This window comes from Mycolicibacterium arseniciresistens, from assembly GCF_030519285.1.
GTDB classification, from domain to species: Bacteria; Actinomycetota; Actinomycetes; order Mycobacteriales; family Mycobacteriaceae; genus Mycobacterium; species Mycobacterium arseniciresistens.
This window is the reverse complement of sequence record NZ_JAUMSQ010000003.1, coordinates 38,625-60,579: the sequence shown is the minus strand read 5'-3', so window position 1 is coordinate 60,579 and position 21,955 is coordinate 38,625. Positions and strand designations below refer to the sequence as shown.

Sequence of the window (21,955 nt, the reverse complement as noted above, 5' to 3'; positions counted from 1 at the left end):
CAACCTGATCGGCCAGTTCGCGAGATCGCTAGAGGCCAGCGTGCTCGGCGACTCGACGCCGGCGGCCAATGCGCCGGCCGGCGCCGGGGCCGACGCACCATCGGCGGCGGGCGTAGCGGCCGTCGCGGCCGATGCCGGTGACTCGGTGGACCTACTGAAGGTCGTCGCCCTGCCGATGGCGAAGCGGGCCGCGCCGGTGCTGGCCGGCCTGGCGGCCGGGCTCACCGTCGGACTGCTGGTGGGCAGGCGCAGGCGCGCACACCCGGCGGCGGTGCTCGCCGACGACCTGCAGGCGGCACTGGCCCGGCTGCTGTCGTCATGAAAGCCGCCCCGTTCGAATACCACCGCCCCGGCTCGGTCAAGGAGGCGGCCGAACTGCTCGCCGAGTACGGCGATGACGCCAAGATCCTCGCCGGCGGGCAGAGCCTGGTGCCGATGCTGGCGATGCGGTTGACGCACTTCGAGAACCTGATCGACATCTCGCGCGTCGCCGAGCTTCAGGGCATCGACCTGGACGGCGACGACGTGGTGATCGGCGCGGGCACCCCGCACGCTTTCGTCGGCATGGACGACGAGGTCGCCGAGTCGGCGCCGCTGCTCACGCTCGCCACGCCGCACATCGGGCACTTCCAGATCCGCACCCGCGGCACCCTTGGCGGGGCGATCGCCCACGCCGATCCCGCAGCCGAGTACGCCGCCGTCGCCCTGGCCCTCGACGCGCAGATGGACGCGGTGTCGACCCGGGGCACCCGCCGGATCGCGGCGTCGGAGTTCTTCACCGGACTGTGGGAGACCTCGCTGGCCGCCGACGAGATCCTCACCTCGGTCCGGTTCCCCGTGTGGGGCGGCCGCACCGGGTACGCCATCGAGGAGTTCGCGCGCAGGCACGGCGATTTCGCGATCGCCGGCGCGGTGGTGGCCGTCGAGGTGGACGGCGACGACCGCGTTGCGCGGTGCGGCATCGGGTTGCTCGGCCTGGGATCCACGCCGGTGCGCGGTTCCGCGGGCGAGGAGGCGATCGTCGGGCGTCCGGTCACCAAACTGAGCGCCGACGAGATCGGCCGCATGACCATGTCGGCCATCGAGGACGTCCCGGCCGATCTTCAGGGATCCGCCTCATACCGCCGCCGCGTCGGCGCCGCGATGGTGTCACGCGCGTTGCACTCGGCCATCGCAGAGGCCACCAGCGAGGAGAGGACGGAGGTGACGCTCAGTGCATGAGCTACCGGTCGAGTTGAACGTCAACGGGATCGAGCACCGCGGCACCGTCGAACCGCGCGTCACGCTCGCCGACTTCCTGCGCGAGCAGTGCGGCCTGACGGGCACACACCTCGGGTGCGAGCACGGTGCATGCGGCGCCTGCACGGTGCTGCTCGAGGGCCAGGCCGTGCGGTCGTGCCTGATCTTCGCGGTCCAGGCCGACGGCCAGGAGGTCACCACCGTCGAGGGAATCGCGGAGCCCGGGGGTGAACTGTCACCGGTGCAGTCCGCGATGCGCGACTGCCACGGACTGCAGTGTGGTTTCTGCACACCGGGATTCGTCACCTCCATCACCGCGCTGCTGCGTGACAACCCCGACCCCACCGACGCCGAGATCCGCGAGGGCCTGTCCGGCAACTTCTGCCGGTGCACCGGATACCAGGGCATCGTCAACGCCGTGCACCAGGCCGCCGAGAGCACTCGCGCCGCGAAAGAGGTCAGCCCCCAAGCGCTGTGACGACTGCAGCGACGCGGCGGGCCCGCGTCTCGGCCGTCTTGGCGCCCTCGACGCTGGTGACATGCGCCTTGCGCCTACTCGGCGACAGCTTGTCCCAGGCCGCGGTGAGATCCGACTCCGCGAGCGTGGCGGCGAGGTCGGCGGGCACCTCGACGATGCGGGGCGCGGTGTCCAGCGTCAGCGTCACCTCGACGGCGTCCCCGCCGCCGATGCCCGATTCGGCGCGGCGCTGTGCGCTGAACGGGATGAGGAACTTCCCGCCCATCGGCGCGATCGTCGAGCGGTACCGGTAGCCGTTCACCGACACGACTACCGGCGGACGTTTCCCGGCGCCGAGGGCGTCGACCACCTCGGCGGGTACCTCGATCCCGGTGTTGTTGCCGTCCTGGAACATCGTGTTGGAGAACGTCTGTGCCGATGGCGGGGATCCGGTCATGGTCGCTGCCTCATCACGGTGCCGTCCCAGCGTGGCGTCTCCCCCGACACGAGGCCGATCTGGTCGAGCGCCCGGGTGACGATGTGGTCGACGGCCTCGTCGAGGGTCTTCGGCCGGTTGTAGAAGCCCGGCACGGGCGGCACGATCGAGGCGCCCATCCTGGCCAGCTTGAGCATGTTCTCCAGGTGGATCTCGCTGAGCGGCGCCTCGCGAACCATCAGCACGAGTCGCCGGCGTTCCTTGAGCACGACGTCGGCGGCGCGGGCGATCAGGTCCTCGGCGTAGCCGTTGGCGATGGCCGCCAGGGTCTTGACACTGCACGGCGCGATCAGCATGCCCTCCGTGCGGAACGATCCGCTGGAGATGCTCGCGCCGAGATCGCCGGGCTTGTGCACCACATCGGCCAGCCCGCGCACCTCGGGCACGGTCCAGCCGGTCTCGTGCTCGAGCGTGCGCGCCCCCCATGCGCTGATGACGAGGTGGGTCTCGACCTCGAACTCGCGCAGCCGCTCGAGCATCCGCACACCGAGGATGGAACCGCTCGCGCCGGTGATGGCGACGACGACCCGTGGGCGGTCGGTGCGCGGCGTCGTCACGCGAGTACCTTCAGCCGGTCCACCTGCCGGGTCCACCGTTCGACCACCGCCCCGGCGTCGTCGAGCCGGTAGGTGATCCCGGAGGTCAGTTCGGCGTAGGCGACCCGGTCCTCGTCGACCCGGCAGACTTCGCCTGCGAAGAAGACGAGTTCCACATCGCCGCCTGCGCCGGGTGCCGGGTCCGGGTCAACGCGGCGCACCTGCACGCGGATCTTGTAGACGGTCGCGTCGCACACCACGTGCAGCATCGCCTGCCCCGATGCGGTGAGCGCCGCGGTGCTGCCACTGTGTGCGTGCAGCGCCAACCGGATGTCGGCGCCCGACGTGCTGAGCACCTCACCGACCGACAGCAGCGACAGCCGCGGCCACCCGTCGTCACCCACCGTGAGGATCGAAATCGTCTGACCCACTTTGGCACCGAGACCGGTACCGTCGATGAGGGCGGCCACCGGTGGCGGCAGCGTCGCCGCCGCCTCCGACTGTCGGTCCATCATCTGAGCTTCCCACGGATCGGTCCGGTAGAAGTGGTGACATGAGAATCGGTTTCGTCGGTCTGGGCAACATGGGTTCGGGTATGGCGTCGAACCTGCTGCGGGCCGGCCACGAGGTCACCGCGTACAACAGGTCGCAGGACAAGGTCGACGCGCTCGCCGCCGCGGGCGCGCGGCCCGCCCGAACCGTGGCCGAGGCGTGCGACGCAGAGGTGGTCGTCTCGATGCTCGCCCATGACGGGGCCGTCGAGGCGGTGACGTTCGGCGACGACGGGATCCTCGCGTCGCTGCCTGCCGGGGCGGTGCACGTCTCGGCGTCGACGATCAGCGTGGCGCTCAGCGAGCGGCTCACGGCCGCACACGGCGACGCCGGGCAGGGCTTCGTCGCGGCACCGGTGTTCGGACGGCCGGAAGCGGCGGCCGCCGCCAAGCTCTTCGTCGTCGTCGCCGGGGCGCCGGAGGTGGTGGCGGCGATGTCGCCGGTGTTCGAGGCGATCGGCCGGCGCACGTTCACGGTCGGAGACGAACCCAAGACGGCGAACCTGGTGAAACTGAGCGGCAACTTCCTCATCGCGTCGGTCATCGAATCGGTCGGCGAGGCGATGGCGCTGGTCGGCAAGGCCGGCGTGGACAAGCAGCAGTATCTGGAACTGCTGACATCCACACTTTTCGACGCGCCCGTCTACCACACCTACGGAGGGCTGTTGGCGCGCCAGGAATTCGAACGGGCGGGCTTCGCGGCCGAGGGCGGACTCAAAGACGTCCGGCTGGTGCTGGCGGCCGGGGAGAGCCTGCAGGTGCCGCTGCCGATCGCCAGCCTGCTGCGCGACCGATTCCTGACGTTGCTCGCCCTCGGCGGCGGCCACCTCGATTGGTCGGCGATCGGCGCACTCGCAGAGCGGGATTCGGGAGGTGACGCCCCGACGGCGTGAACCACTGATCAGCGCACTCCCGGGGCGCAATCCCCCGATTCGCGTGGGACGTGGGGCTAGCCTTGACCGTAGGCACACACGGTCCGTCTCAGCCGCGACGCCAGAGGAGCAGCGTGTGGTCACTTTGGACCGATTGGTGAATGTACTGGGCGCCTACGGCGTTCGGCTGCGGTCATGCCCCATTCCGCGCTCCACCGGGTTGGCCGGCGTCGTGGTGCACGAAGACGTCGACGGCCGGACCGTCGTCGGTGACGTGTTGTTGGCCATCGGCGCCGCCACGGTGGCCGAGGCGGTGCGGTGGGCGGCGTCCGCCCGCGCGGCGGCCGTCTTCGTCCGCGACACTGCGGAGGACGACACGGTTGCCGACGGCGGCGCGGCCGACGTCGCGGTGCTGGCGGTGGACCCGGCCATGTCCTGGAGCGAACTGGCCGCCGTGGTCTACGGCCTCGTGCTCGAAGGCCGCGAGACCGACTCCGGTCGCGGACCCACGGACCTGTTCGCACTGGCCGACAGCCTCGCCGAGGCAACCGGCGGCGCGGTCACCATCGAGGACCCGCTCTCGCGCGTGCTGGCGTACTCCATGGTGCAGAGGAATGCCGACGACGCACGCACGGCGACGATCATGGGCAGGCAGGCACCGGAGCGCCTTCGCGCGTTCTTCGACGAGCGTGGGATCTCCGCGCATCTCGCGGTGTCCGACGAGCCGCTGTTCGTCGGCGCCGCTGCCGATCAGGGCCTTTCCGGCCGGATGGTGGTGGCCGTGCGCTCGGCGCGGGTGCTGATGGGTTCGGTGTGGGTGTCGTGCACGGCTCCATTGGAGGGCGAGGCACTCACCGCTCTGACCGACGGCGCCCGCACGGTGGCACTGCATCTGCTGCGGTCCCGGGCCAGCGCGGACCTCGAGCGCCAGGTGGAGTCGGAACAGGTGATCCGGCTGCTCGACGGCAGCGCCGACGCGACGGCGTCGACCAGCAGGCTCGGGCTGCCGCAGGGTCCCATGCGGGTCATCGCGCTGCAGGCCTTCATCGCCGCCGACCGCGATGCCCCGCTGCTGATGCTGTTCGACCGCGCCACCAGTGGGTTCGGCTGGTCGCGGCCCGGTCGCAGCGCACTGGCCGGGAACACCGTCTACACACTGCTGCCCGGTGAGCAGGCCGCCGCGGCTCGCCGTTGGGTCGCCGGAGTGCGGGCGGCACTGCCCGACCGGGTGACGGTGGTGGCGGGCATCAGCAAGCCCGCAGCGGTACCGGACCTGCCGGCGGCGCGCCAGGAGGCCGACGAGTGTCTGGCGCTGCACGAGACGCGGCCGCCGGCAACGGAGCCCCCGGCCTACGACGAATCGTGGGACGAGATCGTGCTGGCCCGGCTGCGGATGGCGGCACGCTCGGGTCGGTCGCCGGGCCGGGGGCCGGTGGCCGAGCTGCGCCGCCATGACCGCGCCAACGCCACCGAATACGTGGCCACGCTGAGGGCCTGGCTCGAGGCCCTCGGTGACCCCACCGAGGCCGGCGAACGCCTGGGAGTGCACGAGAACACCGTGCGCTACCGCCTGCGCAAGATGGCCGAGATCACCGACCTGCAGCTGGACGACGCACACAAGCGGCAGGCGATGTCGATCGAACTCGCGGCCGCCGAGACCGACTGACCCCGCGCTGAGTAGGCGTTGTCGCATCGGCACAACGCCGTCGAAGCGGGTTGTCGGTTCGGGGCAAGCCACGTGGTGGCCCCGCACACCACCATGGGAGTGACACCTGAGGAGGTATGTGATGGCCGGCAATGAGCGCATCGACGGCGGACCGCGATCGGCGATCGTGGTCGGTGCAGGCATCGTCGGGCTGTCCACGGCGTGGTTCCTGCAGGAGCGCGGCGTCGAGGTCACCGTGGTCGACCGCACCGGTGTTGCCGCCGGAGCGTCCTGGGGCAACGCCGGCTGGATCGCGCCCACGCTGACCCTGCCGCTGAACTCCCCCGCCACGCTGCGGTACGGGCTGCGCGCGCTGCGCGACCCCGCCGCACCGCTGCACATCCCACTCGCCGCGGACAGCGGGCTGGGACGCTTCCTGTTCCAGTTCGCCGCCAGCTGCCGACGGTCGACGTTGCGACGCGCGGTGCGCGCCAACCTGCCGCTCAACGAAGAGTGCATCGAAGCCTTCGACGTGCTCGTCTCCAACGGGGTCGACGCACCGGTGACCGATGCCCCCATCACCGCGCTGTTCCGCAGCGCCGACGAGGCGCGGCACATGCTGGCCGAACTCGACGGACTGTCCGAAGCCGGCCAGTCGGTGGACGTCACCCACCTCAGCGGTGCAGCGCTGCGCGAACAGGTGCCGCTCGCCTCGCCGGCGATCACCGCCGCGATCAATGTCAACGGACAGCGCTTCATCGACCCGGGCCGCTTCGTACACGCGTTGGCCCGCGCCGTCGTCGACCGCGGCGCCACGATCCACACTGCGGAGGTCCAGGGCGTCTACAGCAGTGGAGTCGGCGCGGAAGTGTTTCTGCGCGACGGCGATCCCATGACCGCGGACGCCGTGGTCGTCGCCACCGGCGCGTGGCTGTCCCGGTTGGCCGGCCGACTGCGCGTACCCGTGCAGTCCGGGCGCGGCTACTCGTTCACCGTGCCCGTGGACCGGCCCTTACCGGGACCCTTCTACCTCCCCGGCATCCGGGTGGCGTGCACGCCCTACCGCGACGGGTTGCGCGTCTCGGGAACGATGGAGTTCCGCGACCCCTACGAACCGGCGGTGCCGGCACGCGTCGGCGCCATCGTCGCCTCGGCCGGCTCACTGCTCGAGGGTGTCCGCTGGGCCGAGCGCACCGACGTCTGGGTCGGGCCGCGGCCGGTGACGCCCGACGGTCGACCGCTGGTCGGCGAGATGTCCCGCAATGTGTACGTGGCGGGCGGACACGGCATGTGGGGCCTGGCGCACGGACCGGTCACCGGGCGCCTCCTCGCCGAACAGATCACCACCGGCAAGCAACCGGACGCGCTGCGCGAACTCGACCCCCTACGCCGCACCGGTCGCTGAGTCTCTGTGGCACAGCGTTTTCGACCCTTTGACCTCGGCCCACACGGGCCCGCGAGTCGTCAGGGGCGGAGCTTCTCCTTCGCCCGCCCCTGACGGCAATCCCCCGAACCGGAAGGAACCCGCATGATCGAGAAGCACACCGTCTGGCTGTCGCCGCAGGCCCATGAGCACCTGCAGCACGAACTGGCCACACTGCGCCGGCTCACCACCAGCACGAACGGAGACGAGGACACCGACGAGAACGCGGCCGCCGTCCAGGCCGCCCGGCGAAGCCGCATCCAGCAGATCCACGACCTGCTGATGAACGCAGTCGTCGGCGAGGATCCGCCCAACGACGGCATCGCCGAACCCGGCATGGTGGTGACCGTCCGCTACGACGACACCGGTGAAACCGACACGTTCCTGCTCGGTGTGCGCGGTGCCGAATACGGCGAGCTCGACGTCTATTCCGTGCAGTCACCGCTCGGCGCCGCGATCGCCGGGGCCCGCCCGGGACACCAGTGCAGCTACACCACGCCCAACGGGAAGACCATGATCGTCACGATGCTCAGGGCCGTCCCCCACGGCATCCACACCCTCACCGGCTGATCTCTGCGCCGGCCCTTGTCGGTCGGCGACAATCGACGACGACGATGTTGTCCGCTTGGCGCAGGCAGCCGGGCGGCTGTGTCGACGACAATGGAATGTGTGGCCAGCAGGTTTCGGCCACCCACTTTCCGCGACTGCGCCACGCCATACGCGACAGGCCGTGCGACGCGGATCAGTTCGCACAGTCGCGCGCTGAGCACAGTCGCGATGACCAACGAACACACGAGGAGCCGAAAACCCATGTATGCCAACGCTGACATCTGGATCGAGCGATGGGAGGCCGAAGGCGGCGCGCTGTCGTAGCGCACCCACGGCCCAGACGAACGAAAGAACCCGTAGTGAGGAGCGAGAAGTGAAGAGACCAGGCAGACTCTGGACGAGTCTGGCGGCGCTGGTGGTAGGCATCGGCGCCGTCATCGGAGCGTTCGCGTTCTCGTCGACTCAAGTGGGGCAGGGCCTCACGCTCGGACTGGGTGCGTTCATCGTCTTCTTCGCCTCGATGTCACTCCTCGCCCGAGACCCCGTCCCGGGACACTGGGGAGTCCTGGTCGCGGGTCTGACATTGGCCGTCTTGCCGTGGCTCGGCGCGGGCTTCGTCCCCGACCGCGGCGCCGCGTGGACCGCCGGGGTGGCCGGCGTGCTGGCCCTGATCTGCGGCGGCATCGGCTGGGTGACCGGCGACCCGCCGACCAAGCTCGGCGTCAACGAGTACGGCAGCCGCGAGGTGCGGCCCGGCGTGATCGCGAAGTGGCTCAGTGGTGCTGCCCTGGCGCTGGGCGCCGTCGCGGTGGTGCTGGCCGCCACGTTCGTCCGCACATCGTCGGCAGCGACCGTCGTCATCGCCGGCGCAGGCGTCCTCATCGCGGTGACGGCGCTGTGGTCGCTGCTCGCCGCCGATCCCACCCGCGACTATTTCAAGCTGTCCGTCGTCGGACTGGCGCTGTTCATGGCGCCGTGGGTGGTCGGCTTCACCGCCGGAGTGGGCGCATGGACGGCGTGGTCGCTCGGCTTCGCCGCGACGGCGCTCGGAGTGGCCGGATACCTGCGCGGCGAGCACCTCGACGCGGCCACGGTGGTCCGCGACGATGCCCGCACCCGCTACCGCGAACGCGTCCACGCGGCGGCCCGGTGATCAGTGTCGCCCGGGCGGCCGCGGCGCGTGCAGATCGAACCGGACGCCGACCATGCGGACGGTGAAGCAGACCGCCGCCGCGGCGAGTGCCGCCACCGTGCCGCGGTACCCGAGGCCGTAGGCCGCCGCCGCGCAGCCCGCCCCCAGCAGCGCTGGAATGGCGTACAGCTCGCTGCGCAGCACGACCGGTACCCGGCCGATCATCACGTCCCTGATCGTTCCGCCGCCCACGGCGGTGATCGTGCCGACGATCATCGCCTGTGGCACACCGAATCCCATGTCGAGCGCCTTCACCGCGCCCAGCACCGCGAACACGCTCAGCCCGACCGCGTCCAGGACGGTGATCACAGTGGCCAGCCGCTCGAGCACGTGGCTCAACGCGAAGGCCGTCAGGCCGCCGGCCGCCGCAAGCGCCAGGTAACGCCAGTCGACGAAGGTGGCAGGCGGCAGGTCGTCGAGCAGCACGTCGCGGATCGTGCCGCCGCCCAGACCGGTGAACATGCCGAGGGTGATCACCCCGAAGATGTCGAGGCGTTCGGCGCGTATCGCGGTCAGCGCGCCGTTGAGCGCGAAGGCGAACGTGCCGGCCAGGTCGAGCACCAGTAGTAGCGGTACATCGGCCGGCATGGCGCCAGGTATACCGCGCGCGGGTGTTACTTGGCGACGACTCCGCGCAGACCGTCGGCACCGAACAACTGCTCGAGCATGCCGGACATGTCCGGTCCGCGACGCAGGCCGTGGCCGCCGTCGACGTTGATCACCTGCCCGGTGATCCACTCCGCGGCGTCGCTGAGCAGGAACACACAGAGGTTCGCGATGTCGGTGACCTCGCCGAAGCGGGGCAGCGGAGTGCAGGCACGGTAGTCCGCCGACACCTCCGGGGACTCCAGGATCGGGCCAACCAGGTCGGTCTGGATCAGGCCGGGACGGATGCCGTTCACGCGCACCCATGACGGGCCGAGCTCGTCGGCGGCCAACATCATGATGTGGTCGAGCGCCGCCTTGCTCGGACCGTAGGCGCCGAACCAGCGGTGGACGTTGCTCGACGCGATCGACGAGATCCCGACGAACGATCCGCCGCCGCCGCGGACCAGCTCGCGCGCGGCGTGCTTGAGCACGTACATCGTGCCGTTGACGTTGAGGTCCACCGTGCGCCGCCAGGCGTCGGAGTCGATCTGCGTGATCGGACCGATGGTCTCCGAACCGCCCGCGCTGTGCACCACGCCGTGCAGGCGCCCGTGCCAGGCGGTGGCCGCGTCGACGAGGCGGGCCGCCTCGTCCTCGTTGGTGATGTCGGTCGGTTCGTAACGCACCGAGTCATGACCGCCGAGCTCTTCGGCGACGGCAGCCAGCCGGTCGGCGTTGCGGCCGCCCAGCATCACCCTGCCACCGGCCGCCACCACCGCGGCCGCCACGCCCTTGCCGATGCCGCTGCCACCACCGGTGACCACGTACGTCCGATCCGCCAACGACAGCTGCACCGCGACCCCTTAAGCCAGGTTTACTAGAACAGGTTCTAGTTATACGTCACGGCTGATCGCGCCGGGCCGGCTTCGGTGCGCCGAGCGTCCGCCAGTCCGGGACATCGGGCGGCAGGGCGAGCGGCAATCGGTTCTCGTTGTGCGCGGCCCAGTGCGCGTGGCCGAGTTCGTGGATGTGAAAACCGTGCCGAAGCGCCTCGGTGAACCCCATCGCGTCGCTGGCCGCGTTCACCGAATCCTTGATCAGCAGCGCCGCCATCGTGGGCCGTTCGGCGATCCGGCGGGCGAACTCGAGTGTCTTGTCCGTGAGCTCCTCGACCGGGAAGATCTTGGACACCATGCCCAGCCGGTAGGCGTCCTCGGCGTCGATCGAATCACCGGTCAGCAGCAGCTCTTTGGCCTTGCGGGGACCGAACTCCCAAGGGTGTGCGTAGTATTCGACGCCCGGCATCCCGAGCCGGACGCCCACCACATCGCTGAACTTCGCGTCGTCCGCGGCGACGATGAGGTCGCACGCCCAGATCAGCATCAGCGCGGCGGAGATGGCGTTGCCCTGAACCTGCGCGATCGTGATCTTGCGCAGATCGCGCCAGCGCTTGGTGTTCTCGAAGTAGAAGTGCCACTCCTGCAGGTACAGCTTCTCCATCGAGGCGGACCGCGTCGCGCCATGTGAGCGGAATGTCGGATGCTGGTCGGGCCCGGGCTTGCGCTCGGCCAGGGCCGCCTCCGAACCCAGGTCGTGTCCCGCCGAGAAGTTCTTCCCGCGGGCGGCCAGGATCACCACGCGCACCTGGTCGTCGGCCTCCGCGCGGGTGAAGGCCTCGTCCAGCTGCACGAGCAGGGTGCGGGACTGCGCGTTCTGGGATTCCGGCCGATTGAGCCAGATGCGGGCTATCCGGCCCTCGTCGAGAGTTTCGTAAGTCACCTGCTCATCGGCCATGGCAGGCACATTACGGGCACCGCGCGGCCCGCCTTCACGCAGTCGCGGCCATGATCAGCTACACCCTGTAGTAACAGGCGATGAACCGTACGCCCGTGAAGTCGCCTAGAGTTGGGGTATGCCCGCAAAAACTGAAGCCGCCGAGCTCGGCGACGTCGAACCACTGGCCGACAGCACTGCCCGTCAGGCCAGGCAGGTGGTCGCCGCCTACGCCACCGATGCCGACGAATGCCGGGTCTTCCTCTCGATGCTCGGCATTGGACCGTCGAAAATCGAGGCGTAGGTGTCACCGGAGGCCGGCGCACAGTCCGACTCCGGGGACTCCGACTTCGTCGTCGTGGCCAACCGGCTGCCGATCGACATCGAGCGCCACCCGGACGGCACCACGACCTACAAGCGGAGCCCCGGTGGCCTCGTCACGGCGCTGGAGCCGCTGCTGCGTAAGCGGCACGGGGCATGGATCGGCTGGGCGGGCGTCCCCGACAGCGACGAAGACCCGATCGACGACGACGGCCTGCAGCTGTACCCGGTGTCGCTGTCGGCCGACGACGTCGCCAAGTACTACGAGGGCTTCTCCAATGCCACGCTGTGGCCGCTCTACCACGACCTGATCGTCAAGCCGATCTACCATCGCGAATGGTGGGAGCGCTACGTCGAGGTCAACCGGCGGTTCGCCGAGGCCACCGCACGTGCGGCCGCAAAGGGCGCGACGGTGTGGGTGCAGGACTACCAGCTTCAGCTGGTGCCCAAGATGCTGCGGATGCTGCGGCCCGACCTCACCATCGGATTCTTCCTGCACATCCCGTTCCCGCCGGTCGAGTTGTTCATGCAGATGCCGTGGCGCACCGAGATCATCGAGGGTCTGCTGGGCGCTGACCTCGTCGGCTTCCACCTGCCCGGCGGCGCGCAGAACTTCCTGATCCTGGCCCGCAGGCTGGTCGGGGCCAACACCTCACGCGGCAACGTCGGTGTGCGATCCAGATTCGGTGAGGTGCAGGTCGGCTTCCGCACCGTCAAGGTCGGCGCGTTCCCGATCTCCATCGACTCGGCCGAACTCGACACCAAGGCACGGAACCGGGAGATCCGGCAGCGGGCCCGCGCGATCCGTGCCGAGCTCGGGAATCCCCGCAAGATCATGCTGGGTGTCGACCGGCTCGACTACACCAAGGGCATCGACGTCCGCCTGCACGCGCTGTCCGAACTGCTCGACGAGAAACGGGTGGACCGCGACGACACCGTGCTGGTGCAGCTGGCGACCCCGAGCCGGGAACGCGTCGAGAGCTACATCGCGATGCGCGAGGACATCGAGCGTCAGGTCGGCCACATCAACGGCGAGCACGGCGAAGTCGGCCACCCCATCGTGCATTACCTGCACCGGCCGATTCCCCGTGACGAGTTGATCGCGTTCTTCGTCGCCGCAGACGTCATGCTGGTCACGCCGCTGCGCGACGGGATGAATCTGGTGGCCAAGGAGTACGTGGCTTGCCGCAGCGATCTCGGTGGCGCGCTGGTGCTCAGCGAATTCACCGGCGCCGCAGCCGAACTGCGACAGGCATACCTGGCCAACCCGCATCACCTCGAGGGCGTCAAGGACGCGATCGAGGCGGCGCTGAGCCAGGCGCCAGAGGAGGGCAGGCGCCGGATGCGCGCGCTGCGCCGGCAGGTGCTCGCCCACGACGTCGACCGGTGGGCGCGGGCTTTCCTCGACGCGTTGGCCGACACCGAGTCACCGCGCGCCTAGATCGGCGTGATGTAACTGATCAGCCACTTCCCGTCGATTCGTTCGTACTCCACCCGCAGTCGCGCGCCGTCATAGATCGGTTGGTCGCGATTCGACTTTTCGGACACTGTGCGGTTGATGTACACCATCACCGCTGCCGAGTTGCGCTGCGCATTCAGGACTCCGACGCCGACCACGTTGGCTTGGCTCACTACCTCTCGCTCCCGCGCCTGCGGAATGATGTCGGCGTTCGCCCTCTGCTCGAATTCCCTGCGGTAGTCGGGCGTGAGCAGGTTGTAGGAATCGATGAGGTTGCGCTCGACCGTCTTGTAGTCGTAGGTGAATACCGTCGGGATTTGTTGCTGCGCAAGTGGTCCGAGTTCGGCGCGGGCCGACTGCTCTCCACGCGTCTCCACCCGCTGCCAGTAGAGGCCACCACCCACGGCGGCCAGGCTGACGAACGCAACCGCCATCAGCCCGATGATTCCGCTGACGAGCCAGCGCATCAGTTGCCGCCGTTGGGATAGTTGAGGTCGTAGGCCGTCATCCGCCCGTCGTCATCCTCGTGCACGACGATGCGCAGCCGGTACGGCTGCGATGGCCTGTTGTTGCCGTCCATGTCGCTGGCCGTGACCCGAGCCGACACCAACACCGCCGCGTTCTTACTGATGTCGTCGAAGCTTTCCAAAGCAGCACCGTTGATCACCGTCTCCGAACTGCCGCCGGTGTCCCGGAAAATCGCCTTGAGGTTCACCACGTTGTTGTTCTGGCTGAACATGTCGCGCAATGGCCCGCTGGTGCCGTCGTAGAAACGGTCGACACTCTCGTCGATGGTGTCCTGCCTGAAGCTGAACATGTTCACCACGGTCTGTGTCGCCGTGTCGACGAACCGCTGGTTGCGTGCTTGCGTTGCTTCCGTGTGTTGTTTCTGGACGATCAGTACCGCCACTGCAACGCCGAGAACACTCGTCGCGACGAGCCCAGACACCAAAGCAACGACTGCGACCAGCCGTCGGTGCGGCATCCGGCGTGGCGGGGGCGCAGCCTTCCGGAACTTGCGTGCAGACGTTGCACCGGTCGGCTTCGCGGTCTCAACGCGCGCAACGGCGGCCTCGGCGGCTTTACCGTTCGCCGGCCCTGCAGGCCGGGAAGCGCGGCGACGTCGGGCCTGTTCCGGCCGTGCCGAACTAGGCGTCATCAGGTCCGCCTCGGATAGAGCATGAGATCAACCCAATTCTCCTGCGGCCGCATATCAGCGACACCGGCGGCATACACCCCGGTACCGCCGGCCGGATCGACGAAAACTCCGGTGTTCTGGTCGTACGTCCCGTAAGCCGCCCCGCTCGCCTGCGGCACCGGCGCACCCTGCGGAACCGGCGCAGCGGGTGGCGGCGGAGCTGCGGGGGCTTGTGGCAGAGCCGCGGTGTTGTAGGGCCCAGCGAATATCGGCGGCGGTGTTGGAGGACCGTTGATCGCCGGCCCGACCGGCGGCGGTGGCCATGCCTGCGGGTACGGCGCCGGCGGTATCCACGCCGTCAGCGGCGGTGGCGGTGGGCCATCGTTCGGAGGCGGAATGTACGGCCACGGTTGATGTGGCGCCGGCCCCGGGCCGGTTTGGACCCCGGGCGGCACCAAACCCGGCGCGACGGGGTATCCCGGGTCCGGGTCGTTCTCAGGTGGGATGTAGGGGAACTTGTTGGGCGGGAAGATGTTGCGCCCGTCCTCGGGCGTGTCGTCCTCCAGGACGTCCATCGGTGTGCCGATCGGCACCGGCGGACCGCGCCACGGGCTGTTGCCGATCGGGACGTAGCCACGGGGGTCGCGGCACAACTGAATCGTCGGCGCGCGTTTGCCGGGGATCTCCTGACAGGGATAGTTTCTCGCGCCGCGCACAACCATCGGATCGTTCTGCGCGACCTTGCAGTACAAGTCATTGGGTAGCTCGCGCAGCGTGGTGTCGCCTGGTGTGCGAATCTCCGACGGCGGCAAGAATCCGGTGTTGCACGGCGGCGGGTCGTTGATCGAGATCTTGAAGTCCTGCTTGCCACCTTCGTCCGCGGGAAGTTGGCCGCCGATCGTCAGCAGCGATGCCTGCAGGGCAGGAAAGATGACCAGCGCCTGTTCGATCGACCTGTGGTAGATGACGCCGACGCGGCCGAAGTTGGCCAAGTTGGCCGCCAGCACTGGGAACGAGGGCCGAATGCCCGCAAAGGTCTCGCTGGCTTCGGCGGCCGCCCCCGGTGCCTCCGCAAGCAGCGCACGCAGTTGCGGATCGGCGTTGGCCACTTCGGTGGTCAAGCGCGCAAGGCCGTCGGCCGACGACCGGATGTCATCGCCACTGCGAATCTGCGCCTCGAGGAACGGTTCCGCCTGGTCGATCAGCGTCGCGGTCTGCGGCCAACTTGCGTTGGCCTCCTCGATCAGCGACCGTGCCGATTGGATGAGTCGCGCCAGTTCGGGCCCTGAGCCGTTGAACGCGTCGAACGTCTCGCGTAGGAGGTCCTGGATGCGGGTGTTGTCGAGGCTGTTCACCAATCGGTCTGCCTCACCCAGCAACTCGGCGACGTCCTGCGGTATCGCCGTCCGTTCCTTCGGGATGGTTGCACCGTTGTGCAGCAACGCCGGCGAGGGATCGGCGGGCGGAACGAAATCGACGTATTGTTCGCCGATCGCAGACACACTCTTGACGGTGGCGGTCGAGTTCGCCGGAATCTTGACATCGCTGTTGAGTTCCATGCGCGCGGCGACGCCGTCGTCGGTCAACTCCACGGCCTGGACGCGGCCGGCTTGCACGCCGCGATAGGTGACATTGGCGTTCTCGTACAGCCCGCCACCGGCGACGAATTCGGCCGTGACACCGTACACACCGACGCCCAGCCGGGCGGGCACACGGAGGTAGAAGAAGGAGATCGCGCCGACGGTGACCACGGTCACGACGGCGAAGATCATCAGTTGGATTCGCGCGGTTCGGTTGAGCATTACTCGGGCGGCACCTCCTGGCCCGACGCGGTACCGGGCGGGATCTTGAACGGATCGGCGGCCTGCCCGGACAGGTTCGCCATCTCCCCGGTCAAGAACTCCGGCGGGTTGACGACCTCGGCGAGGCGCTTCATGTTCGGGTCGAAGAACGACGTCGTGAAGATGGTCTCGCCGAGCCGGCGGATAGTCAGATCGAAGGTGGAGAAGACGTTGAAGTAGTCACCCCTGGCCACACGATGCAGATTCCTGCCCGGGAACGGGAAGGTCGCCAGGCTGTCCAGGGAGGAGACGAGGTCCGCACGGTTGTCATTGAGCGGCTTGATCACCGCGTACAAGTCGATCAAGTCCTCCGCGAAATCGTCCTTCGTTTCGGCCAGGATGCGTGCTCCGACGGTGGCGAAACTCTGCAGTGCGGCGAACGCGTCAACGATGTTCGTCCGATTGTCGTTGAGCACGCGCAACGCTGCCGGAAGGGTGTCCAGGGTCCGGCCGAGACTGTCCTTGCTGCGGGCGAGGACTCCGGCGAACCGATTCAGGCCTTCGACAGCGGCGATGATGTCCTCGGTCTGCCGGTTCAACGACGCGGTCAGCTCGGCGAGCCGCGGGATCAGGCCCGCGAACTGATCCTCACGGCCCGCCACCCCGTTGTAGACCTCTTGGGTGATGTCCTGCAGCGCACCGAGATTGCCCTTGTTGACGACGACACCCAAGGCGGACAGCACTTCCTCGGTAGTGGGGTAGCGGCCGCCCTGGCTCCACGGGATCTCCGACCCGTCACGTAGCTCGCCCACCGGGGGTTGATCGACCGGAGCCGACAGCTCGATGTGCTGTGAACCCAACAGCGATGTCTGCGCGACCCTGGCCGTCGCGTTGGCCGGCAGCCGGACTTCGCGGTCGAGGGACAGTTGCACCGCAGCATAGAAGCTGCCATCTGACCGCTGCACAGCCTCGACCCCCGACACGCTGCCGACGGTGACGTCGTCGACCATCACGGGCGAGTTCTGCGGCAGAGTGGCAACGTCGGGCAGCTCCACGGCGATGGTGTAGGCGCCCGCGCCGTGACCGGCCGTGCCGGGCATGTTCAGGGAGTTCAGCCCGCCGAACTGGCACCCGGTGAGTAGAACGACGCCGGAGCCGACGGCCACCATGCACCTGCTCACGCGGCCACTGTTGCTTTGCAACGACTTTCGCGTCATCCTCCGCCTCCGTGTTGTTGCGGAGCGATCGGCTGCACCGGCGCGCCGATCTCGGCCGGAAGCGGACCGGGCGCAGCTGGTGCCGGCGCACCCGGAGCCGGACCGGGCGGCGGACCACCGGGCGCTGGACCGGGCGGCAGTACCACCGGACCAAGCGTGTACGGCTGCGCAGGCGGCGGCGGACCAGGAACCGGGTTCGGTGGCAGCAGCAACGACGTGGGATCTCCTCCCTCACCGGCACGGGGCGGGAACCGCCCGTCGCTGGGGATCCACTCGAGGTGCGGGATGTAGGTTTGCGCCTTGGCCTCAGTCGCCGGGGTGTCGTAGATCACCTGGCCCTTGTACGCGCTGATCGTGTTGATCCCGTGCGCCATGAAGGGCGGGTAGTTCACCGCGAGGCGCTTGAGCACCGGAGCCATCCGCTGGCGGCAGATCTCGGATCGCTTGTCATAGTCGGGCATCCCCGCCGCGTCGAAATTGCCGCAGATGAACTGCACCGGATTGGCGAACTCCGGCAGGCCCAGAAGACCATTCGCGGTGCCCTGCGCCGGGTTGTAGATGTTGTAGAAGTTCGCCATCGCGTTCGGCAGGACGTGCAGTATCTGCTCGACGTCGTCGGTCTGCGTTGTCAGGATGCTGGTGAAGTCGGTCAGCCTGTTGACGTTGTCGATCAGCGCCGCGTTGTTCTCGTCGAGGAAGCCGCGGACGTCCGACAGGGCCTGGTTGAGACTGCCCAAGGTGTCGTCCAGCCCCACCGCGCTGTCGGCCAACACCTGAGAGACCGAGGCCAAATGCCCGCTGAACTGCACGATTTGCTCGTTGCTCCTCGACAGCGCGTCGACCAGGATCTGCAGGTTCTTCACCGTGCCGAACAGGTCCATGCGTGAGTCGCCCAGCCGCCCCGCAGTCTGCGACAATTCGCGCACGGCTTGTCGAAACGAGTCGCCGTTTCCGTCGAAGGTATCGGCGGCCTGATTGACGAAGCTGCTCAACGGGCCGTGAACTTCGCCCGCCGACGGTCCGAGCTGCCGACTGAGCCTGGTCAGCTCGGTCTTGACGTCGTCCCACTCGACCGGCACGGCGGTGCGGCCCAGCTCGATGGTGCCGCCATCCTCCATTGCCGGACCCTGACTATAGGTAGGGGTCAGCTGAATGAACCGGGCTGCCACGAGGTTCGGGGCAATGACCACCGCGCGAGCGTCGGCGGGCACTTTGACGTCTTCCTTCACCCTCATGGTGATCTTGACGGCATCGGCCTGCGGCGAGATGGATTCGATCGAGCCGATAGGCACGCCGATGATACGAACCTCGTCGCCCGGATAGACGCCCGCCGCCGAGGTGAAGTATCCGACCACTGTGTACGTGGAGACCCGCGGCCACACCATGGCGACGCCACCGATCAGCGCAACCAGTAGCGCGGCGATGACGCCGTAGCGCAAGAGGCGGCTCACGGCGACTTCGGCCTTATTATCAGCCGCTCGTTGATGAACCCGCGCAGGAGGTCGGCGAGGCTGTCGGGAATCTTGCCCGGTTGGAAATAGAGGTCCAGTAGTGCGGCCGACTGCGTACCGTTCGGTATCGCATTGGGTAGGTTGACCTGAAAGCCTGAACCCGACGCGACCGACTCGCCGAGCGAGGTGGCGTAGCCCGGCAGACGCTTCAGCGCCTGGCTGATGTGTTCACGACGTTCGAGCAGGTTGTCCAACACCAAGTTCAATTTCCTCAGGGCTGGGCCGAATTCGCGGCGGTTGTCGGCGACGAACCCCGAAATCTGCTGTGACACATCGTCGATGCCGGCGATCAGACTGCTCAGCGCAGCCCGTCGCTCATCGAGCGCGGCGAAGAGCTGGTTGCCGTCGGTGATGAGCTGGTTCACCTGACCGGCCCGGTCTGCGAGCACCGCCGTCACCGACCTGGCGCGTGTCAACAGCTGACCCAGCGCTTCGTCGTTGGCGTTGATGCTGCGCGACAACGTGGCCACCCCGTCGAGCGTGCGGCGCAGCTCGGGCGTCGCGTCGCGGAACGAATCGGTCAGCACCTGCAACGCCTGGGTCAACTGGTCCTTGTCGAGCGCACCGGAATTCTGACCGAGGTCCTGCAGCGCCATGTTCAAGGTGTACGGAGCAGTGGTGCGGCTCAGGGGAATTGATGTCACCGACCCGCTACCCTGCGGAACGATCCCCAACGACCTCTCCCCCAGAACGGTTTCGGTCCTGATCGATACGAGAGTCTGATCGCCGAGCCTGACCTTGCGGTCGACGGTGAACGCCACCTTTGCGGCGTTGCCCGCGAGGCCGACGTCGGTCACTTTGCCGACCGTGATGCCGGAGATGTTGACGTCGTTGCCCGGCGAGATACCACCTGCGTCGGCGAAGAAGGCCTCGTAGGTCTTGCCTTGCGGATAGAACGGCAAGCTGGTGTAGCCGAACGCAACGATCACGACACACGCCACGACCGCGATCCCGAGTACACCCGCCCGGATGGTCTTATCCATTGTCTGAACACCTGCCCTTCGACGGGTCCGGCACGCCACCGATCGGCAGGAAGATGTCGCTGCCTGCCGGCCCGTTGAATTTGAGCGTCGTCGCGCAGATGTAGTAGTTGAAGTACGAGCCGTACGCGCCAAGGGAATTGAGCCGCAGATAGTTTTCGGCCAATGGTTCGATGACGCGGTTGACCTCATCCTTTCGATTGTCGAGCTCGGTCGAAAGCGGACGAAGGTTTTCGAGCACGCCCTGCAGCGGCCGTCGCGAATCGACAAGCATGTCGGTCAGATCCGCTGAGGCGGATGCCAGCGGCGGAATGGCCTCTGCGATCGGGTCCCGGCCCTCCGCCAGTCCGCTGACCAGCTGTTGGAGTTCGTCCACGCTCGCATCGAACTCGACGCTCTTCTCGTCGATGGTCCCCAGCACCTCGTTCAGATTCTTGATCGCCTCGGAGATCACCTGATAGCGATCGCCCAGAGTCTGACTGAATGTTCCTGTTTCCGAGAGCAATCGCGACAGCGCACCACCCTCGCCTTGCAGCGATTCGATGACCGCACCACTTATCTGGTTGATCTGCTCGCCGTCGAGACCCTTGACCACCGGGCGTAGGCCACCGAGCAGAGCATCGAGATCCAAGGCCGGCTGGGTCTGGTCGATGGGAACCATCCCACCCGACGGCAACTTCCGAAGCTCGCCCGGACCCGAGGTGATCTCCATATAGCGGTCGCCGACGAGGTTCTCATAGCGGATCGCGGCCCGCGTCGAGGTGTACATCTGATACTTCTTGTCGATGTTGAACGCCACGTCAACGGTGTTGTCGGGGTTCAATTTCACATCGCCGACACTGCCCACCGGAACGCCGGCGATCCGCACGTCGTTGCCGCCCTTCAGCCGCGCGGCGTCGGCGAACGTGGCGTGATAGGTGTTGCTCGAAGCGAACCTGATTTCCCCGAAAACCACCACCAGACCGGCGGAGATGAGCAGCATGACCACCGCGAAAATGCTCACCTTGATCAGATTTCCCCGGCGGCTCATCAGAAGTCGTCTCGTTCTGCGAATGCCCCGTTGAACAAGAACTGGAAGGTACTCGGGGCGTCGACCTGCACCTCGGTGAACGGCTCGTACGGGATTACGGCATTGTCGGTGACCAGGAAAGGCGAACGGTAGAAGGAGCCACCGTATTGCTTGGTGGGGAGGTTGGGCAGGCCGCGGCAGTTCGGACCGCCCGACGCATTCACGATCGGCAGACTCTCCGGATACGTGTAGGACGGCACGCCCAGGACGAAGCTGGAACTGACCATCGCGCCGGGTTTCATGCCGCCGACGACGCTTGCACCCCGCTCGGCCCCCTTCTTGACACCCTGCACTATGCAGCCGAGTACCGGCGAATAGTCCCCCAGCACCGTCAACGGCGCCCGCAGCCGCTGGATCGCTGCGATGTAGTCGTCTGCCGCCGGCTCCAACGTTGCGTATCCCTCGTTCGCCAAGCCGGTTGCCGCCAGCAGCGTCGCGTTGAGGTTCTCCTGCTCATCGACGATCGTGTTGCTGATGGTCGGCACGTTGTCGATCACGGTGACCAGATCGGGACCGGCATCGCCGTAGATGTTGGCGACCGTCGCTGTCTGCGCGAAGTCCGATTCGACAGTGGGCAACTTCGGGTTCAGTTGCTTCAGATACTGATTCAACCCTGCAAGGCTACCGCCGAATTCGTCACCGTGACCGCGCAACCCCTCGGCGATCGCCGATATGGTCGCGTTGAGATTCATCGGGTCGACCTTGTGCAGCACGTCGATCAGGGTCTGGAACAGCGTGTTGGCTTCCAGTTGCACGGCCTGGGCGGCGACGGTGGCGCCGGGACGCAACGGCGCGTCCGACGGTTGCTCCGGCGACATGAAATCTACCGACTTCGCACCGAACACGGTGGTGCTGGCGATTCGTACCGGGGCGTTCGACGGGACGAAACGCAACTGGTCCTTGCTGATCGCCAGCGTCAACTTCGCCTGGTCACCCGTATAGGCGATGTCTTCGACCTTGCCGATCTGGATACCGCGGTACTTGACCTTTGCTTCCTTGTCCATCACCAATCCGGCCCGCGGTGACATCACCGTCACGGTCTCGGTCGGGCTGAACGCCGCGGTATACGACAGATAAGTCAACACCGTGAACGCCACGATGATCGTCGCCAGCACTGCGGCGGCGATCCTGATCGCGGTGGTCCTCGACACGATGTCT

At 67.7% G+C, this 21,955-nt stretch carries 23 protein-coding genes and 1 pseudogene; 10 read left to right on the top strand and 14 right to left on the bottom strand.

From position 1 onward, the window contains the following. The 3 genes and pseudogenes from Q2100_RS01090 to Q2100_RS01080 all read left to right on the top strand — a co-directional run. A pseudogene (locus Q2100_RS01090) lies at positions 1 to 322 on the top strand (SRPBCC family protein); the annotation flags it as partial. Further along, complete coding sequence (locus Q2100_RS01085; RefSeq protein ID WP_302912484.1) at positions 319 to 1,221, top strand: FAD binding domain-containing protein; 903 nt, start codon at positions 319 to 321, stop codon at positions 1,219 to 1,221. The pseudogene Q2100_RS01090 and the gene Q2100_RS01085, both read left to right, overlap by 4 nt. Further along, the gene (locus Q2100_RS01080; protein ID WP_302912483.1) at positions 1,214 to 1,717 is read left to right on the top strand and encodes a (2Fe-2S)-binding protein; all 504 of its coding nucleotides are present in this window, start codon (positions 1,214 to 1,216) and stop codon (positions 1,715 to 1,717) included. Before Q2100_RS01085 ends, Q2100_RS01080 begins: the two co-directional genes overlap by 8 nt. On the opposite strand, the gene Q2100_RS01075 is transcribed toward Q2100_RS01080, so the two are convergent. Genes Q2100_RS01075 through Q2100_RS01065 form a run of 3 tightly spaced genes read right to left on the bottom strand, consistent with a single transcriptional unit; the run spans position 1,698 to position 3,240 of the window. Next, entirely contained in the window at positions 1,698 to 2,153 is a 456-nt protein-coding gene (locus Q2100_RS01075; RefSeq protein ID WP_302912482.1) for a YdeI/OmpD-associated family protein, read from the bottom strand. The two genes, Q2100_RS01080 and Q2100_RS01075, sit on opposite strands and share 20 nt — an antisense overlap. Beyond that, positions 2,150 to 2,749, bottom strand: a complete 600-nt coding sequence (locus tag Q2100_RS01070; protein WP_302912481.1) for a UbiX family flavin prenyltransferase — start codon at positions 2,747 to 2,749, stop codon at positions 2,150 to 2,152. Before Q2100_RS01070 ends, Q2100_RS01075 begins: the two co-directional genes overlap by 4 nt. Next, entirely contained in the window at positions 2,746 to 3,240 is a 495-nt protein-coding gene (locus Q2100_RS01065; protein ID WP_302912480.1) for a hypothetical protein, read from the bottom strand. Before Q2100_RS01065 ends, Q2100_RS01070 begins: the two co-directional genes overlap by 4 nt. A 41-nt stretch (positions 3,241 to 3,281) precedes the next feature. Between Q2100_RS01065 and Q2100_RS01060 the strand changes: the two genes are divergently transcribed. The 5 genes from Q2100_RS01060 (at position 3,282) to Q2100_RS01040 (ending at position 8,921) form a co-directional block, all read left to right on the top strand. Continuing rightward, positions 3,282 to 4,172, top strand: coding sequence for an NAD(P)-dependent oxidoreductase (locus Q2100_RS01060; protein WP_302912479.1), 891 nt, complete (start codon positions 3,282 to 3,284; stop codon positions 4,170 to 4,172). A gap of 115 nt (positions 4,173 to 4,287) precedes the next feature. Further along, complete coding sequence (locus Q2100_RS01055) at positions 4,288 to 5,817, top strand: PucR family transcriptional regulator (protein ID WP_302912478.1); 1,530 nt, start codon at positions 4,288 to 4,290, stop codon at positions 5,815 to 5,817. A gap of 121 nt (positions 5,818 to 5,938) precedes the next feature. Next, positions 5,939 to 7,201, top strand: a complete 1,263-nt coding sequence (locus tag Q2100_RS01050; protein ID WP_302912477.1) for an NAD(P)/FAD-dependent oxidoreductase — start codon at positions 5,939 to 5,941, stop codon at positions 7,199 to 7,201. A 123-nt stretch (positions 7,202 to 7,324) separates the two neighbouring features. Then, a complete protein-coding gene (locus tag Q2100_RS01045; protein WP_302912476.1) occupies positions 7,325 to 7,789 on the top strand; it encodes a GreA/GreB family elongation factor in 465 nt (154 codons plus the stop codon). Between the two features lie 352 nt (positions 7,790 to 8,141). After that, positions 8,142 to 8,921, top strand: a complete 780-nt coding sequence (locus Q2100_RS01040) for a hypothetical protein (RefSeq protein ID WP_302912475.1) — start codon at positions 8,142 to 8,144, stop codon at positions 8,919 to 8,921. On the opposite strand, the gene Q2100_RS01035 is transcribed toward Q2100_RS01040, so the two are convergent. Genes Q2100_RS01035 through Q2100_RS01025 form a run of 3 tightly spaced genes read right to left on the bottom strand, consistent with a single transcriptional unit; the run spans position 8,922 to position 11,342 of the window. Continuing rightward, complete coding sequence (locus Q2100_RS01035; RefSeq protein ID WP_264014049.1) at positions 8,922 to 9,548, bottom strand: trimeric intracellular cation channel family protein; 627 nt, start codon at positions 9,546 to 9,548, stop codon at positions 8,922 to 8,924. Positions 9,549 to 9,574: 26 nt separating this feature from the next. Next, positions 9,575 to 10,402 carry an SDR family oxidoreductase gene (locus Q2100_RS01030; RefSeq protein WP_302912474.1) on the bottom strand — a complete coding sequence of 276 codons (828 nt, stop codon included), beginning with the start codon at positions 10,400 to 10,402 and terminating at the stop codon, positions 9,575 to 9,577. A gap of 46 nt (positions 10,403 to 10,448) precedes the next feature. Further along, entirely contained in the window at positions 10,449 to 11,342 is an 894-nt protein-coding gene (locus Q2100_RS01025; RefSeq protein WP_302912473.1) for an enoyl-CoA hydratase, read from the bottom strand. A 118-nt stretch (positions 11,343 to 11,460) separates the two neighbouring features. On the opposite strand from Q2100_RS01025, the gene Q2100_RS01020 reads away from it, so the two are divergent. Beyond that, positions 11,461 to 11,625, top strand: coding sequence for a hypothetical protein (locus tag Q2100_RS01020; protein ID WP_264014052.1), 165 nt, complete (start codon positions 11,461 to 11,463; stop codon positions 11,623 to 11,625). Continuing rightward, the gene (locus Q2100_RS01015; RefSeq protein ID WP_302912472.1) at positions 11,626 to 13,083 is read left to right on the top strand and encodes an alpha,alpha-trehalose-phosphate synthase (UDP-forming); all 1,458 of its coding nucleotides are present in this window, start codon (positions 11,626 to 11,628) and stop codon (positions 13,081 to 13,083) included. Here the strand turns inward: Q2100_RS01015 and Q2100_RS01010 are convergent. From Q2100_RS01010 to Q2100_RS00975, 8 genes are read right to left on the bottom strand one after another with little or no spacing between them, the layout of a single operon-like run. Further along, positions 13,080 to 13,568: an Rv1363c family protein gene (locus tag Q2100_RS01010; protein WP_302912471.1), complete on the bottom strand. Its 489-nt coding sequence runs from the start codon at positions 13,566 to 13,568 to the stop codon at positions 13,080 to 13,082. The two genes, Q2100_RS01015 and Q2100_RS01010, sit on opposite strands and share 4 nt — an antisense overlap. Further along, positions 13,568 to 14,260, bottom strand: coding sequence for an Rv1363c family protein (locus Q2100_RS01005; RefSeq protein WP_302912470.1), 693 nt, complete (start codon positions 14,258 to 14,260; stop codon positions 13,568 to 13,570). Before Q2100_RS01005 ends, Q2100_RS01010 begins: the two co-directional genes overlap by 1 nt. After that, positions 14,260 to 16,041 carry an MCE family protein gene (locus tag Q2100_RS01000; RefSeq protein WP_302912469.1) on the bottom strand — a complete coding sequence of 594 codons (1,782 nt, stop codon included), beginning with the start codon at positions 16,039 to 16,041 and terminating at the stop codon, positions 14,260 to 14,262. The genes Q2100_RS01005 and Q2100_RS01000 overlap by 1 nt, the downstream gene beginning before the upstream one ends. Continuing rightward, positions 16,041 to 17,237: an MCE family protein gene (locus Q2100_RS00995; protein ID WP_302912468.1), complete on the bottom strand. Its 1,197-nt coding sequence runs from the start codon at positions 17,235 to 17,237 to the stop codon at positions 16,041 to 16,043. The genes Q2100_RS01000 and Q2100_RS00995 overlap by 1 nt, the downstream gene beginning before the upstream one ends. After that, complete coding sequence (locus Q2100_RS00990; RefSeq protein WP_302912467.1) at positions 17,234 to 18,688, bottom strand: MCE family protein; 1,455 nt, start codon at positions 18,686 to 18,688, stop codon at positions 17,234 to 17,236. Before Q2100_RS00990 ends, Q2100_RS00995 begins: the two co-directional genes overlap by 4 nt. Continuing rightward, positions 18,685 to 19,731, bottom strand: a complete 1,047-nt coding sequence (locus Q2100_RS00985) for an MCE family protein (protein WP_302912466.1) — start codon at positions 19,729 to 19,731, stop codon at positions 18,685 to 18,687. Before Q2100_RS00985 ends, Q2100_RS00990 begins: the two co-directional genes overlap by 4 nt. Continuing rightward, the gene (locus Q2100_RS00980) at positions 19,724 to 20,758 is read right to left on the bottom strand and encodes an MCE family protein (protein ID WP_302912465.1); all 1,035 of its coding nucleotides are present in this window, start codon (positions 20,756 to 20,758) and stop codon (positions 19,724 to 19,726) included. Before Q2100_RS00980 ends, Q2100_RS00985 begins: the two co-directional genes overlap by 8 nt. Beyond that, positions 20,758 to 21,948, bottom strand: a complete 1,191-nt coding sequence (locus tag Q2100_RS00975; RefSeq protein WP_302912464.1) for an MCE family protein — start codon at positions 21,946 to 21,948, stop codon at positions 20,758 to 20,760. The genes Q2100_RS00980 and Q2100_RS00975 overlap by 1 nt, the downstream gene beginning before the upstream one ends. Between the last annotated feature and the right edge of the window lie 7 nt (positions 21,949 to 21,955).